Here is a 14,236-nt window from a genome sequence, read left to right on the forward strand (position 1 = left end):
AACAGCGCACCCGGCCCGGCGCACCGGGACGCGTCAGCCGCGTCCGCCCGGTCCGCCGCGCTCGCAGACCTCGCCGAACAGGCGCTGCCAGGCGTCGGCCACCACGTCGAGGTCGCAGTGGGCCAGCGCGTGCGCGCGGGCGGCGGCGCCGAATCCGGTGCGGTCGCCGGCCAGCACCTTGGCCAGCGCCTCGGCGAGGGCGGGCGGGTCGCCGGGGGCGACCAGCGCGCCGGTGGTGCCGTCCTGGACCACCGAACTGACCAGGCCGACATCGGTGGCGACGGCCGGCAGGCCGGCCAGCGCGGCCTCGATCAGCACCCCGGGCACACCCTCGCTGTCACTGGTGAGCAGCACCGCGTCGGCGGCCCGGTAGAGCGGGGCCGGGTCGGCGAGGGTGCCGAGGAAGTGGGTCCGGGCGGCGCCGGGATGTCGCTCCAGGGCGGAGCGTTCCGGGCCGTCCCCGGCGACGGCGAGGCGCACGTCGGGGAGCCGGTCGAGGGCGTCGAGGGCGAGGTCGAGGCGTTTCTCGGGGGCTATCGCGCCGAGCCAGGCGACCAGCAGGCCGTCCGGCGGCAGCCCCAGGCCCTGCCGGGCGGCGCGCCGGTCGGCCTCGTCGCGGGCCTGCGGATAGCGGTCGGCGGCACGGCCGTTGGGGATGGTGCGGACCTTGGCGGCGGGCAGCCGGAAGCGTTCCACGAGCAGGTCGCGGCCCTCGTCGGCGACGGCGACGACGGCGGCCGCGCGGTGCAGCAGGGCGCCGGTGCGCAGCCGGCGGATCGCGCCGTCCGTCCAGTGCCGGGGGTCGCCGAGGGAGACGTAGACGAACGGGGTGCGGGTGCCGGCGAGGGCGAGGGCGCAGGCGGGGAGGGTGGCGGATCCGTGGGCGACGACGAGGTCGGCGGTGCGGGCGGCGGCGCGCAGGGCGCCGAGGGTGCGGGGGTGCAGCCGGCCGGGGCCGAGGACGGTGGTGGGGTGGGTGCCGGGGTCGTCCGGGAGCGCGTCCGGGTGCGGTGCGAGGGCGCGCAGGGCGGAGGCCTGGCCCCGGCGGCGCAGTTCGCGGTGGAGTGCGAGGGCGAGGCTCTGCGCGCCGCGGCGGCGCGGATCGGTGATGAGGTGGAGGATGCGGGGGCGGGTTCCGGTCGTCCTGACCGGTGTCGCTTCAGGCATGGGAAAGACCTTGGCACAGCCTCCGGCCTGGGACGACCCCTTCGCGTAACCCGGCGGTGGTCCGCGCGCCGTCGCGGGTACTCCTGAAGGGCGCCGTGCGAGAGCCGTCGTGCGCCCCACGAAGGGTCCGTGCGCCCTGTTCAGCGCTGTCGTCCGCCCCCTGACGGTTCGGCACCGGCCTTCCGGCGGCGCTCCGGGTGTGACCGAATCGCTGGCGGGTGCCGGTCGCGACCTGCGATGCTGAGCGCCAGTCAGGGCGCCGTCCCGGCACGGGAGACCGGCCGCGCCCAGGAGGGCGGGGGTTGGCCTGTGCATGTGCTCCATGTGATCGACAGCGTGAGCCGGGCCGGCGGGGCCGAGCGGAGCCTGGTGGCGATGGCCCCCCAACTGGTGCGGTCCGGGGTGAAGCTCGACGTCGCCTACCTCCGGGACTCCCCCGGCGGCTTCCAGCCGGAGCTCATCGCGGCCGGGGCCGATGTGTTCGGCGTCGGCCGGACCACCCGGGGGCGCACGGTCACCGCCCTGCACCGGCTGATCCGCGAGCGCCGCCCGGACCTGGTGCACACCACGCTCTACGAGTCCGACGTGCTCGGCCGGGCCGCCGCGCTGACCGCCCGCACCCCAGTGGTGACCAGCCTGGTCGACGCGGCGTACGGGCCGGAGCACCGCAACGCGCGCGGGCTGAGCCCCTGGAAGGTGCGGGCCGCGCAGACGGTCGACGCGGCGACCGCGCAGGGCACCCGGCGCTTCCACGCGCTGACCCGCTACGTGGCCGGGGCGATGGCACGCCGGCTGCGGGTGCCGCACCAGCGGATCGACGTGGTGCCGCGCGGGCGCGACCCGGAGCGCCTCGGCACCGTGACCCCGGAGCGGCGGGCCGCCGTGCGCGCCGCCCTGGAACTGGAGCCGGACGTGCCGGTGGTGCTGGCGGCGGCCCGCCAGCAGTACCGGAAGGGTCTGGACGTGCTGCTGGAGGCCTGGCCGCAGGTGCTGCGCGCGGAGCCGGCGGCGGTGCTGCTGCTGGCCGGCGGCGAGGGCCCCGAGAGCGAGCGGCTGCGGGCGCTGGCCGGGCTGAGCGGCGGGGTGCGCTTCCTCGGGCCGCGCGACGACGTGTTCGACCTGATGGCGGCCTCCGACGCGTTCGCCGTGCCCTCCCGCTGGGAGGGGCTGGGCAGCGCGGCGATGGAGGCGATGGGCGTCGGGGTGCCGCTGGTCGCCGCCGACGTGCCGGCGCTGCGCGAGACGGTGGGCTCGGAGGACTACGCGCGGCTGGTGCCGCCCGAGCGCCCGGCCGCGCTGGCGGCGGCGCTGGCCGACACCCTGGAGGACCGGGCCGCGGCGGGGGTGCGGGCGAAGGCGGCGCGGGCGCGGTTCCTGACCTCGTTCACGCTGCACCGGGTGTCGGCGCAGATGGTGGGGTTCTACGAACGCTCGCTGCGGCTGCGGACGGTCTGAGCGCTCCCCGGCGCGGCCCCCGGGGGGCGCCCCCGAGGTGACCGCCCGCCCCGGGGCGCGGAGGCGGTGGTCCGGATCCAGCCGTACGCGGAGCGTCTGCGCGCCGCTTGACCCGGACGCGTCGGGTCGCGGGCCCGTTACGCGGTTCGGGTGAACGCGGTTGGACCGGGGGCCCGCGCGGTCGGCAGGATGTCCGGCCGGGACCCGCGGTCCCCGTCAACCCTCCCCCGTACGTTTGGAGTTCCCGGTGTTCAAGGGATTCCGCAGCTTCCTGCTGCGTGGAAACGTCGTCGACCTGGCGGTCGGCATCGTGATCGGCGCGGCCTTCACGGCCGTGGTCACCGGGTTCGTCACGGCCTTCCTCACCCCGTTGGTCGGGGTGGCGACGGGCGCGGTCGGCGACTTCACCGAGAAGACCTTCGACGTGGCGGGCGCCCGGTTCCCGTACGGCGTCTTCGTCAACGCGCTGATCAGCTTCGTGCTGGTCGCCGCGGTGATCTACTTCGTCGTGGTGGTGCCGGTCGGCAAGCTCCAGGCGAGGCTGGAGGGCGACAAGCCGGCGCCGGCCGCCAAGGCGGACTGCCCGGAGTGCCTGAGCGCGATCCCGGCCGCGGCGGTGCGCTGCTCGTTCTGCGCCACCGAGGTCGCCGGCCGGCCGGGCTTCCCCGCCCAGCGCGGCCCCGTCGAGCAGGCCGTCAAGCAGAGCGCCGAGCAGCCCGCCGCGAAGACGGCGGAGCGGCCCGCCGAGCAGGCCCCGGAGAAGGTGGCGGAGCAGGCCGCCGAGGAGCCCGCGCCGGCCCGCTGAGCGGACCTCGGCCAGAGCGCGCCGGGCCCTCGCCGGCCCTGACGGGGACTTTATTCCCGAAACATTCACGAGCCCCCGCCGCGCCCCCGGCGGGGGCTCGAATGCGCCGGTGCGCGCCCCGCCCGCAGAAGTTTCTTCGACGGTGCCCGAACCGTCCACCGGCCCGTCACCGCACGGGTCTTCGGTACCCCCGTCCGAGGCCCGTTCGAGCGCCCGGGGCCGCGGAACAGTGGCCGGAACTCGCCGCCAAAATGTCCGTTCTTCCTACTTTCGAAACCTTTGTTCGGGCGAAGCTTGTGTAAACACTCGAACTGCTCGGCCTCCCAGTCTCCTCAGCAGGCTCGTTGTGGGCTTACCGTATGCCCCATGACCTCGCCCCGCTCCTACGACGGAGTCGGCTACCCCTCTCCGTCCTTCTCCTCCGGCACGCCCATCTACGACAGCCTCGTCGCAGAGCGCGGTGTCCCGCAGATCGCGCCCATCAACGTGCCGGCCGCCCTGCCGCCGGCCCTGTCGACCGGTTACGGATCCGGCCTCTCCGGCCCCTCCTACGAGAACAACCGGTACGGCACCGGGTACGACGCCCCCGGCGGCAACCTCCCCGCCCTGCCGCCGGCCCGCCTCGCCCTGGGCCCCGGCCCGAGCAGCGCGCCGTCCTCCTCCTCCGGCCCGGCCACCGCGTACATCCCGGCGCAGCCCGCGCCCGCGTACGCCGCCGCGCCCCAGCCGCCGGTCCCCGGCTACGGCGGCCCGCAGCCGTACCTGCCCGGCCAGCGCCCGCAGACCCCGGCCCCGGGCTTCACCCAGGCCGCCACCGGCGGGTACCAGCCGTCCGGCGGCCAGAGCTTCGGCGGCCAGAACACCTTCGTCGGCGGCCACGGCGGCCCGCAGACCTTCGGCGCGCAGCCGGCCGGCGGCCCGTCCGGTCCGCACCCGGCCGGCCAGCCGCAGGGACCGCAGTCCTTCGGCGGCCCGCAGGGCTTCGCCGGCCAGGGCGCCCAGCCCGGCGGCTTCGGCGGCTCCGGCGACCAGTCCTTCGGCGGCGCCCAGCTGCGCCCGGCCGTCACCCCGGTCGCCCCGGTCCGCCCGATGCAGCCGCAGCGGCCCGGCCCGTACGGCGAGCCCGGCCAGTTCCAGCAGGGCTACCAGCCCCAGGCCCAGGGGTACTGAGGCCGCTGACACACCTCCGGGCCGGCCCCACCCGGCCCCCACCCGCACCACCTAGCACCACCCGGCGCACCCACATCCGCCGGGCGTACGGAGAAACGGGTCATCCACGGACCGCCCGGAACGCCGCCCCACCCGGCGTTCCGGGCGGTCCGTGTGCATTCGGGCCCCAGGCCGGGCACCTCGGGGCGGCCCGGGGCGCGGACCGCGCCTGCCTCCGGTCCGGGCACGGCTGGCAGGATGGGGGAATGCAGCTCACCGGACTCCACGTCTACCCCGTCAAGTCCATGTACCGCCTGAGCCCCGAGAGCGCCCGCGTCGAACCGTGGGGCCTGGCCGGCGACCGCCGCTGGATGCTCGCCGACGCCACCGGCCGGTTCGTCAGCCAGCGCGAGGACGCCGCCCTCGGCCAGGTCCGCGCCGAGCTCACCCCCGCCGGGGCCCTCGTGCTCACCGCCCCCGACGGCTCCCGCGCCGAGATCCCCGCCCCCGCCGTCGCGGTCGGCGCCCCGCTCGCCGACGTCGAGGTCTGGGGCACCCGCTTCCGTGCCGCCGAGGCCGGCAAGGACGCCCAGGTCTGGATCGCCGACCACCTCGGCGACTACCGGCTGGTGCACCTGGACGACCCGCGCGCCCGGCCCGTCGACCCGGACTTCTCCTCCCCCGGCGACACCGTCTCGATGGCCGACGGCTTCCCGCTGCTGCTCACCAGCACCGCCTCGCTCGCCGAGCTCAACACGCTGATCGCCGCCGAGCACCCGGACGGCCACGAGCAGCTGCCGATGGAGCGGTTCCGCCCCAGCGTGGTGGTCTCCGGCAGCGAGCCCTGGGCGGAGGACGGCTGGCGGCGGATCAGGATCGGCGAGCTGACCTTCCGGGTGGTCAAGCCGTGCGGACGCTGCGTGGTCACCACCACCGACCAGGAGAGCGGCGAGCGGCGCGGCCCCGAGCCGCTGCGCACCCTGGCCCGGCACCACCGGCTGCTGAAGAAGGCGGCGTTCGGGCAGAACCTGATCCCCGAGCGCCCGGCCGGCGTCGAGGGCGACACGCTCGGCACGCTGCGGCTGGGCGACGAGGTCGAGGTGCTGGAGGACGGCGCGCACTGGCCGGCCGACCGCCTGGTCTGACGGCGGGCGCCCGCCCCCGCGCCCCCGCGCCCGCACCCGTGTCCGCACCCGCGTGCCGGAACCGGACGTGTGCGCGCTCGTTGAAGCAGTGCCGACGCACGCCGCGACCCGCGATGGACCGCCGGCGGACCCGGCGGGCCCGCAGCGGTCGTCCGCCCCGCCCCGCCCGTGCGGCCGGAGCACCCGCGCGAGCGCGCTACGGTGGGCGGACGACCCGCGCACCCCGGTGCGCCGCGTCCGGGCGCGCCGCGTCCGCGTGCGTCCGGTCCGCAGATCGCCGGCTCGATGAAGGTGGGGACGACAGACCGTCATGGCTGAGCACAGGGTCCGGGTCACCCAGGACAGCGCATCCCGCTGGCGGCGCCGCGCCGGCGAGTACGACACGCTCACGGAGGCCCTGGCGGCCGCGGAACCGGGCGACACGGTGACCGTGCGACCGGGCACCTTCCGGGAGAACGTGGTGGTGGACAAGGCGGTGACGGTCGTCGCCGCCCAGGGCCCCGGCAGCGTCCGGATCGACCCCGCGGGCGGGGTGCCGCTCACCGTCACCGCCGCGGCGACCGTCCGCGACCTGGTGATCGAGGGCAGCGACCGGTCCTCCCCTGCCGTGCTGATCACCGGCGAGGACGCGACCCCCGCGTTCAGCGGCTGCCGGGTGGAGACCCACTCGGCCGCCGGGGTCGAGGTGAGCGACGGCGCCCGGCCCACCCTGAAGGGCTGCGTGGTCGCCAACCCGGACGGCCTCGGGCTGCGGCTGCGCGGCGCCGGCACCGCCGCCGCCTTCGAGGACTGCGAGGTCGCCGCCGCCGGCCAGGCCGGACTGGCGGTGCTCGGCGGCGCGACCGCCGCGCTCGAGCGCTGCCGGGTGCACCACGCCGCCGGCGCGGGCGTGCTGCTCTCCGACCCGGGCAGCGCGGCCGAGCTGACCGGCTGCGAGATCTACGAGATCCGCGGCAGCGGGGTGCAGGCCGAGGCCCAGGCGGGCGGACGGCTGGTCGACTGCGACATCCACCGGGTCACCGGCAACGGGCTCACCCTGGACGGCGAGGCCGAGCTGGTGCTCACCGGCTGCCGGGTGCACGACGTGCCGGAGAACGCCGCCGACCTGCGCGGACGCGCCCGGCTCAGCCTCGCCCACTCCACCGTGCGGGACTTCGGGCGCGGGGCGCTGTCGGTCTGGGACCAGGGCACCGAGGCGAACGCCGAGTCCTGCCAGATCCACGGGTCGAACGGCGAGTACCCGGCGCTCTGGGTGAGCGACGGCGCCCGGCTCACGCTCACCGACTGCGCGCTGCACGACCTGCCGGACGCGCTGTTCGTGCTGGACCGCGACTCCGCCGCCGTCGCCGAGGGCTGCTCGTTCAGCCGGATCCGCAGCTCGGCGGTGTCGGTCAGCGGCGGCGCGACGGTGACGCTCACCGGCTGCCGGGTCCAGGAGGCGGGCACCGGGCTGTGGTTCCGCGACCACGGCAGCGGCGGTGTGCTGACCGGCTGCGAGATCTCCGACGTGGCGACCGGTGTGATCGTCACCAAGGGCGCCGACCCGGTGCTGCGGGACTGCACCGTCCGGGCCGGTTCGGACGCCGGCGTCTACGTCTCCGCCCAGGGCCGGGGCACCTTCGAGGACTGCCGGGTCTCGCACGGCAAGGGCTTCGGCTTCCACATCATCGACGGCTGCCGCACGGTGCTCACCCGCTGCCGGGCCGAGCAGAACGAGCGGGCCGGCTTCGAGTTCTCCGAGCCCGGGCCGGTGGTGGAGGGGTGCACCTCGGACGACGTGCCGGCCGCGTCCGCCGCGGCCGCCGAGATCCCCACCCCGCGCACCCAGCTCGCCGCCACCGCCGCGCCCCTGGCCTCCTCCGCGCCCGCCGCGGCGGTGATCGGGCCGATCCCGGACTGCCGGCCCGCCGAGGAGGCGCTGGCCGAGCTCGACGCCCTGGTGGGCCTGGCCACCGTCAAGCAGGAGGTGCGGACGCTGATCGACCTCATCTCGGTCGGCCGGCGGCGGCAGCAGGCCGGGCTCAAGGCGCCCTCGCTCCGCCGCCACCTGGTCTTCACCGGCGCCCCCGGCACCGGCAAGACCACGGTGGCGCGGCTGTACGGCGAGATCCTCGCCTCGCTCGGGGTGCTGCAGCGCGGCCACCTGGTCGAGGTGGCCCGGGTCGACCTGGTCGGCGAGCACATCGGCTCCACCGCGATCCGCACCGCCGCCGCCTTCGACCGGGCCCGCGGCGGGGTGCTGTTCATCGACGAGGCGTACGCGCTGGCGCCGGAGGACGGCGCCCGGGACTTCGGGCGGGAGGCGATCGACACGCTGGTGAAGCTGATGGAGGACCACCGGGACGAGGTGGTGGTCATCGTCGCCGGCTACACCGCCGAGATGGAGCGGTTCCTCTCCGCCAACCCCGGTGTCTCCTCGCGGTTCTCACGCACCGTCGCCTTCCCCGACTACACGGCCGAGGAGCTGCTGGAGATCGCCCGCGCGCAGTGCGCCGAGCACGAGTACGCGCTCACCGACGCCACCGAGCGCGCGCTGCTCGACCACTTCGCCGGCATCGAGCGCGGGCCCAACTTCGGCAACGGGCGCACCGCGCGGCAGGTGTTCGAGACCATGGTCGAGCGACACGCCATGCGGATCGCCCAGCTGCCCGACGCTTCCACCGAGGACCTCCAGCTCCTGGTGCCCGCCGACCTTCCGGCGCCGCGGCTGCCGTAGCGCGCCGGAAGGCCGGCGGGGCGGGAACCCGGGTGCGTCGCAGGCCCGTTGGGCCTGGTGTGGGCACCCTTCTCAGCGGCGCGGCCGGCGGTCTGCTGCTCCCGGCGTTCCTCGTCGTGGTCTTCTTCCTCGGGGCCGCCGGGCGACGGCTGCTCGCCCGGCGGGGCGGGCGCGGGGCCGGCGACCGTGGGGCCGGTGGGCGCGGGGCCGGTGGGCGCGGGGCCGGGGCGGCGGCCACCGAGGAACTGCACGCGCTGCTGTACCCGGGCAAGCGGGCGCAGTTGGAGCAGCGGCGGGTCGAGCTGGTGCTCCGGGAGGACGGGAACGGCGGGGCGCCGGGGCGGACCGGGATCGACCTCACCGGTGGCCGGGCGGTGATCCGGGGCCACGGCGCCCGCCGATCGTAGCGGCGGCGGCGCCGGTCAGACGCGTTCGCCGGCGAGCATGAGGGTGATCAGGAGGTCCAGGCGGTCCTCGGCGAGGTCGGCGCGGAGGCGTCCGCTGCGGGTGAGGGTGACCAGGCCGTGCAGGGCGGTCCAGACGACCTCGATGAAGGTGTCCGGATCGTGGGGCCCGGACACCTCGACCACCGGGGCGGCCAGGGCGGCGAAGGCCTCCTTGAGCTCGTCGGGGGCCTCGGACCGGCCGAAGGGCAGGCCGGTGGCGAGGGTGAACATGGCGTCGTAGAGGGTGGGGCGGGCGGCCGCGAAGGCCGCGTAGGCGCCGACCACGGCGGTGAACGCCTCGACCGGACCCTCGGCGTCGCGGGGCGCTTCCCGCAGTTCACCGGCGAGTTCCTCGAAGCCCTCCAGGGCGACGGCGGCGACGATCGCGTCCTTGCTGGCGAAGTGGCTGTAGAGCACGGGCTGGCTGTACTCGATCATCTCGGCGAGCCGGCGGACCGTCACCGCCTCCCAGCCTTCGTCCTCGGCGAGGTCGCGAGCGGTCCGGATGATCAGCTGGTGCCGTTCGGCGCGTTCGCGCTCGCGGCGGTCGTGAACTGTCACGCCCGAGATCCTAGCGGTGCTAGATGTTCGAGCGATGCTCGCACTGACGTTCCATCGGATACCTAGCACCACTAGAAACTCTGGCCTTCACCAGGGATTTGAGGAGGTCAGCCCACCCAGGCGTCACCGGCCAGGAAGGACTCCAGGTCCGCCGAGTAGGGCGCGATGTCAATCCGTTCGCCCGCCAACCACTCGTCCGAGTAGTACCGGTCGAGGTAGCGGTCACCCGGATCGCAGATCAGGGTGACCACGCTGCCGCGCTCCCCCGCCGCCCGCATCTGCGCGACGATCCGCAGCGCGCTCCACAGCCCGGTCCCGGTGGACGCGCCCGCCTTCCGGCCGAGCACCCGGTCCAGCATCCGCACCGCGGCGATCGAGGCGGCGTCCGGGACCTTCATCATCCGGTCGACCGCCCCGGGCACGAAGCTCGGCTCCATCCGGGGCCGCCCGATCCCCTCGATCCGCGAACCGCGGTCGCACACCGCGTCCGGGTCGTCGTGCACCCAGCCGTCGAAGAAACAGGAGTTCTCCGGATCGGCGACGCAGATCCGGGTGTCGTACTGCATGTAGTGGACGTACCGGGCGATGGTCGCCGAGGTGCCGCCGGTGCCGGCGGTCGCCACGATCCAGGCCGGCTCGGGGTGCGGCTCCAGGCGCAGCTGGGCGAAGACCGACTCGGCGATGTTGTTGTTGCCCCGCCAGTCGGTGGCCCGCTCGGCGTAGGTGAACTGGTCCATGTAGTGGCCGCCGGTCTCCTCGGCGAGCCGGGCCGAGGCCTCGTAGACCTCGTCCGGCCGGTCCACCAGGTGGCACTCGCCGCCGTGGAACTCGATCAGGTCGATCTTGGCCTGGCTGGTGGACTTGGCCATCACCGCGATGAACGGCACCCCGACCAGCTGCGCGAAGTACGCCTCGGAGACGGCCGTGGACCCGCTGGACGCCTCGATGACCGGCTTGCCGGGGCGGATCCAGCCGTTGCAGAGCCCGTACAGGAACAGCGAGCGGGCCAGCCGGTGCTTGAGCGAGCCGGTCGGGTGGGTGGACTCGTCCTTGAGGTAGAGGTCGATCCCCCACTCCGCCGGGAGCGGGAAGCGCAGCAGGTGGGTGTCGGCCGAGCGGTTGGCGTCCGCCTGGACCTTGCGGACCGCCTCCTTGAGCCAGCGCCGGTACTCCGGGTCGGAACGGTCCACGTCGGCCGTCGGATCGATCCCCATGTGCCACTCTCCTCGTGCGAGTCCTTGGAAGCCCCCCTCCGCTTGCTCACAACGAGTGTACGAGTGTCACGATAAGTAACATTATCTGAAGCTCCAGGCTCCGCTTATCTTCCCGCCCCGACCCCACCGGCCTACCCGGCCACCCGGCTACCCGGCTACCCGGCTACCCGCCGATCGGGCTACCTGGCGGTGACCGACTGCGGGTCCGCCAGGTACGGCAGCCAGCCCAGCTCGGCCGCACCGGCCAGCGCGCTGTGCTCCAGTTCGGCGCCGACGATCGGCACCCGGCCGCTGCGCCCCCACAGGCTGCGCTCGGCCACGACCGCGCGCAGCCGATCCGGCGCGGCCTCCAGCAGGTCCAGGTGCAGCCCGCTGAGCACCACCCGGTCCGGATTGAGGATGTTGGCGACCCCGGCCAGGCCGAGGCCGAGCCGGTCGATGACGTGCTCCACGGCCGCCCGGGCCCGCTCGTCGGTGGCGGCGGCCCGGCAGAGCTCCCCCGCCTGGTCGAGCAGTGGCCGCCCCGGCTCCGGCGTCAGCCCGGCGGCGGCGAACAGCGCGTCCGGGTCGGTCTCCGAGTTGAGGCAGCCCCGGTTGCCGCATCCGCAGGGCCGGCCCTGCGGATCGACGGTCAGATGGCCGACCTCCAGGGCGAGTCCGGCGCTGCCGGTGTGCAGCCGCCCGTCGATGACCAGCGCCCCGCCGACGCCGCGGTGGCCGGAGGTGACCAGCAGCAGGTGCCGCGCGCCCCGGCCGGCGCCGTGCCGGTACTCGGCGAGGGCGGCCAGGTTGGCGTCGTTGGCGATCGCGGTGGGCAACGGGTCGAACGCGCGCGGCCCGTGGTCGGCGCGCCCCACCTCCACGTCGTACAGGTCGGCGACGGGCGTGCCGCTGGGCCAGGCGAAGTGCAGCGCGGCGAGCGCGGTGCCGTCCGGCTCGGTGACCGGGTTGGGCAGCGCGAGCGCCGCGCCGAGGCAGCGCCGCTCGGTGCCGCGGGCGAGTTCGGCGCCCGCCTGGGCGACCGCGCGCAGCATCCGCACCGGGTCGGTGGCGGCGGGCAGCGGCAGGTGGACCGGCGGGTCGAGCAGGCCGCCGAGGCCGGCCAGGGTGACGCTCAGACCGTCGGCGTGGATCTGTCCGGCGACGACCACCGGGCCGGCCGGGTCGATGGCGAGCCGGTGCGAGGGGCGGCCGCGGCCGCCGCCGGCCGGGCGGGAGTCGACCGTGATCAGGCCGAGGGCCTCCAGTTCGGCGGTGACGGCGCCGGCGGTGGCCCGGGTGACGTCGAGCGCGCGGGTGAGCGCCGAGCGGGTCGGGGCCTGGCCGGTGTGGATCAGCTGGAGCGCGGGCCCGAGCAGCGTCCGCCCGCGGTCGGGGGCCGCGCGGCGGTGGGCGTCGCGCTGCGCGTCGTGGTCGGCCCCGGTCCCGGGCTTCGGGCTTGAAGGTGAGAGCTGCACGGACCTATTGTTACTTTGTGCCGCCCCGAAACAAAATCCATTCGCCCGGCCCCGTCCACCGATCGTCCCCCCAGTCTCGCAGCTCCTCCACCCAATCCCCCACCCCTTCCGCGCACTCGTCTGCCTCTTGGGGCACCGCCCGGCTCGCCCTCACCGCCTTCTTCGCCGTCGACGGCCTGCTCTTCGCCGCCTGGGTCGTCCGCATCCCGGACGTCCGCAGCCAGGTCAACGCCTCGCACAGCGCGCTCGGACTCGCCCTGCTCTGCGTCTCGGCGGGCGCCGTCGCCACCATGCCGCTCGTCGGGCGGCTCTGCCTGCGGTACGGCTCGCGGCCGGTCACCGTCGCCTCGCTCGGCCTGCTCGCGCTCTCCGTCCCGCTGCCCGCGCACACCCATTCGGTCACGGCGCTCGGCGGCGTCCTGCTGCTCTTCGGCGCCGGCTACGGCGGGGCCAATGTCGCCATGAACAGCGCCGCCGTCGAGATCGTCGGCGAGCTGGGACGCCCGGTCATGCCCAGCTTCCACGCCGGCTACAGCCTCGGCGGCCTGCTCGGGGCCGGCGTCGGCGGCCTGCTCGCCGGTCCCCTCACGGCCGCGCAGTGGCTCGCGCTGGCCGGACTCGCCGGGCTCGCGGTCTCCGTGGTGGCGGGCGTCGCGCTGCTCCGCAGCCCCACGGCGCGCCCGGTCGCCACCCGCCCCGCCGCCCCCGCGCCCACCGCCTCCTCCTCCCCCGCCCTCCCCTCCACCGGCCGGCTGCTCGTCCTGCTGCTCGGCCTCACCGCCCTCTGCACCGCCTACGGCGAGGGCGCCGTCGCCGACTGGACCACCCTGCACCTCACCGACGACGTCCACGCCGGCGCCCGGGTGGCCGCCGCCGGCTACGCCGCCTACGCGCTCGCCATGACCACCGGCCGGGTCGGCGGCACCTGGCTCTCGATGCGCCTCGGCCAGCACCGGGTGATGGTCCTCGGCGGCCTCACCGCCGCGGCCGGGATGCTGCTGGCGGCGCTCGCCCCGCTGGTACCGCTCGCCCTCGCCGGGCTGGTCCTGGTCGGGCTCGGACTGGCCAACATCTTCCCGCTCGCCATCGCCCAGGCCGGCGCCACCGGCGGCCCGCAGGGCGTCGCCCTCGCCTCGACGCTCGGCTACGCCGGCATGCTGATCGGCCCGCCCGTGATCGGCTTCCTCGCCGACGCGACCAGCCTCCCGCTCGCCCTGACCACCGTCGCCGGCACCGCGACCGCCGCCGCCGTCCTTCCACTCGCCGCCCGCCGCCGTGCGAGGATCGCGCCATGACGAACAGCCCCGCTCCGGTCCGGTTCCTGCGCGCAGCCGACCGGCCGGCCACGGCGTGGCGCAACGGGGGCGGGGTGACCAGGGAGGTCGCCGGCTCGCCCGCCGGCGCCGGACTGGACGACTTCCGGTGGCGGGTCAGCCTCGCCGACGTCGCCTCCGCCGGCCCGTTCTCCGCCTTCCCCGGCGTCGACCGGGTGATCACCCTGGTCGAGGGCCCGGGCATGGCGCTGACCGTCGACGGCACCGAGCACATCGTCGACGCGCCGTTCCGCCCGTTCGCGTTCCCCGGCGACGCGGCCACCGACTGCCGGCTGCTCGGCGGCCCGCTGGTCGACTTCAACGTGATGACCCGCCGCGGCCGCGCCACCGCCGACCTCGCCCTCGCCGAACGGCCGGGCCCGGTCACCGTCCCGGCCGGCACCACCGTCCTGCTGGTCTGCCTCGCCGGCACCGCCACCCTCGACGGCTCCCCCCTCACCCGCTACGACGCCGCCCTCCTCACCACCCCGGCCACCCACACCCTGCACCCCGACGGCGTCACCGCCGTCGTCACCTTCCGCAGCTGACACCGCCGGCACAGCGCGGCGCGGGAAGGCGCGGGACGGCGTACGACCTCGCAGCCACTCCCGCCCCGCACCTCACCACCGCACCACGGCCCGGCAGGATCCGGCTCCCGCGGCCGACCTCCACCGATCCGAAGGCCTCCCACTCGCCCGGCGACTCATCGCAGAACGGCGGCCGTCGGCCGTTCTTCGCCGGGGCACCGCGATGTGGTCCGCCGTCCCACCCCTCACGACCGAAGGCCGGCCCCCTCAGCCGGTCTCCA

At 75.9% G+C, this 14,236-nt stretch carries 11 protein-coding genes and 1 pseudogene; 8 read left to right on the forward strand and 4 right to left on the reverse strand.

From position 1 onward, the window contains the following. Window positions 1–33 precede the first annotated feature (33 nt). Window positions 34–1,167, reverse strand: coding sequence for a glycosyltransferase family 4 protein (locus tag ABTX81_RS37125; RefSeq protein ID WP_350554893.1), 1,134 nt, complete (start codon window positions 1,165–1,167; stop codon window positions 34–36). A 237-nt stretch (window positions 1,168–1,404) separates the two neighbouring features. On the opposite strand from ABTX81_RS37125, the gene ABTX81_RS37130 reads away from it, so the two are divergent. The 6 genes and pseudogenes from ABTX81_RS37130 (at window position 1,405) to ABTX81_RS37155 (ending at window position 8,844) form a co-directional block, all read left to right on the forward strand. Further along, window positions 1,405–2,622 carry a glycosyltransferase gene (locus tag ABTX81_RS37130; RefSeq protein WP_350554895.1) on the forward strand — a complete coding sequence of 406 codons (1,218 nt, stop codon included), beginning with the start codon at window positions 1,405–1,407 and terminating at the stop codon, window positions 2,620–2,622. A gap of 247 nt (window positions 2,623–2,869) precedes the next feature. After that, window positions 2,870–3,280 (forward strand): annotated as a pseudogene (gene mscL, locus ABTX81_RS37135) (large conductance mechanosensitive channel protein MscL); the annotation flags it as partial. Window positions 3,281–3,793: 513 nt separating this feature from the next. Then, on the forward strand, window positions 3,794–4,597 hold the full coding sequence (locus ABTX81_RS39760) for a DUF6643 family protein (protein ID WP_502892941.1): 804 nt from the start codon (window positions 3,794–3,796) through the stop codon (window positions 4,595–4,597). A 245-nt stretch (window positions 4,598–4,842) separates the two neighbouring features. Next, entirely contained in the window at window positions 4,843–5,721 is an 879-nt protein-coding gene (locus ABTX81_RS37145; RefSeq protein WP_350554897.1) for an MOSC domain-containing protein, read from the forward strand. Window positions 5,722–6,031: 310 nt separating this feature from the next. Beyond that, window positions 6,032–8,437: a right-handed parallel beta-helix repeat-containing protein gene (locus ABTX81_RS37150; protein WP_350554899.1), complete on the forward strand. Its 2,406-nt coding sequence runs from the start codon at window positions 6,032–6,034 to the stop codon at window positions 8,435–8,437. Between the two features lie 59 nt (window positions 8,438–8,496). Further along, window positions 8,497–8,844 (forward strand): DUF6191 domain-containing protein, encoded by a 348-nt coding sequence (locus tag ABTX81_RS37155; protein WP_350554901.1) that lies wholly within the window; start codon window positions 8,497–8,499, stop codon window positions 8,842–8,844. 15 nt (window positions 8,845–8,859) lie between these two features. Here the strand turns inward: ABTX81_RS37155 and ABTX81_RS37160 are convergent, their stop codons facing one another. From ABTX81_RS37160 to ABTX81_RS37170, 3 genes are all read right to left on the reverse strand, one after another. Beyond that, window positions 8,860–9,444, reverse strand: coding sequence for a TetR/AcrR family transcriptional regulator (locus ABTX81_RS37160; protein ID WP_350554903.1), 585 nt, complete (start codon window positions 9,442–9,444; stop codon window positions 8,860–8,862). 107 nt (window positions 9,445–9,551) lie between these two features. Further along, entirely contained in the window at window positions 9,552–10,658 is a 1,107-nt protein-coding gene (locus ABTX81_RS37165; RefSeq protein ID WP_350554905.1) for a PLP-dependent cysteine synthase family protein, read from the reverse strand. Between the two features lie 179 nt (window positions 10,659–10,837). Then, the gene (locus ABTX81_RS37170) at window positions 10,838–12,016 is read right to left on the reverse strand and encodes an ROK family protein (protein WP_350554943.1); all 1,179 of its coding nucleotides are present in this window, start codon (window positions 12,014–12,016) and stop codon (window positions 10,838–10,840) included. A 116-nt stretch (window positions 12,017–12,132) separates the two neighbouring features. Between ABTX81_RS37170 and ABTX81_RS37175 the strand changes: the two genes are divergently transcribed. Continuing rightward, the gene (locus ABTX81_RS37175; protein ID WP_350554907.1) at window positions 12,133–13,410 is read left to right on the forward strand and encodes an MFS transporter; all 1,278 of its coding nucleotides are present in this window, start codon (window positions 12,133–12,135) and stop codon (window positions 13,408–13,410) included. Further along, on the forward strand, window positions 13,407–13,976 hold the full coding sequence (locus tag ABTX81_RS37180; protein ID WP_350554909.1) for a HutD/Ves family protein: 570 nt from the start codon (window positions 13,407–13,409) through the stop codon (window positions 13,974–13,976). The genes ABTX81_RS37175 and ABTX81_RS37180 overlap by 4 nt, the downstream gene beginning before the upstream one ends. Window positions 13,977–14,236 lie beyond the last annotated feature (260 nt).

Source organism: Kitasatospora sp. NPDC097605 (assembly GCF_040302725.1).
Taxonomy (GTDB): domain Bacteria; phylum Actinomycetota; class Actinomycetes; order Streptomycetales; family Streptomycetaceae; genus Kitasatospora.

Bases quoted from the DNA above. Each gene is read 5' to 3' on its own strand.
- ABTX81_RS37165 (WP_350554905.1), bottom strand. From the start codon at position 10,658: ATGGGGATCGATCCGACGGCCGACGTGGACCGTTCCGACCCGGAGTAC.
- ABTX81_RS37180 (WP_350554909.1), top strand. From the start codon at position 13,407: ATGACGAACAGCCCCGCTCCGGTCCGGTTCCTGCGCGCAGCCGACCGG.
- ABTX81_RS37145 (WP_350554897.1), top strand. From the start codon at position 4,843: ATGCAGCTCACCGGACTCCACGTCTACCCCGTCAAGTCCATGTACCGC.
- ABTX81_RS39760 (WP_502892941.1), top strand. From the start codon at position 3,794: ATGACCTCGCCCCGCTCCTACGACGGAGTCGGCTACCCCTCTCCGTCC.
- ABTX81_RS37130 (WP_350554895.1), top strand. From the start codon at position 1,405: ATGCTGAGCGCCAGTCAGGGCGCCGTCCCGGCACGGGAGACCGGCCGC.
- ABTX81_RS37125 (WP_350554893.1), bottom strand. From the start codon at position 1,167: ATGCCTGAAGCGACACCGGTCAGGACGACCGGAACCCGCCCCCGCATC.
- ABTX81_RS37150 (WP_350554899.1), top strand. From the start codon at position 6,032: ATGGCTGAGCACAGGGTCCGGGTCACCCAGGACAGCGCATCCCGCTGG.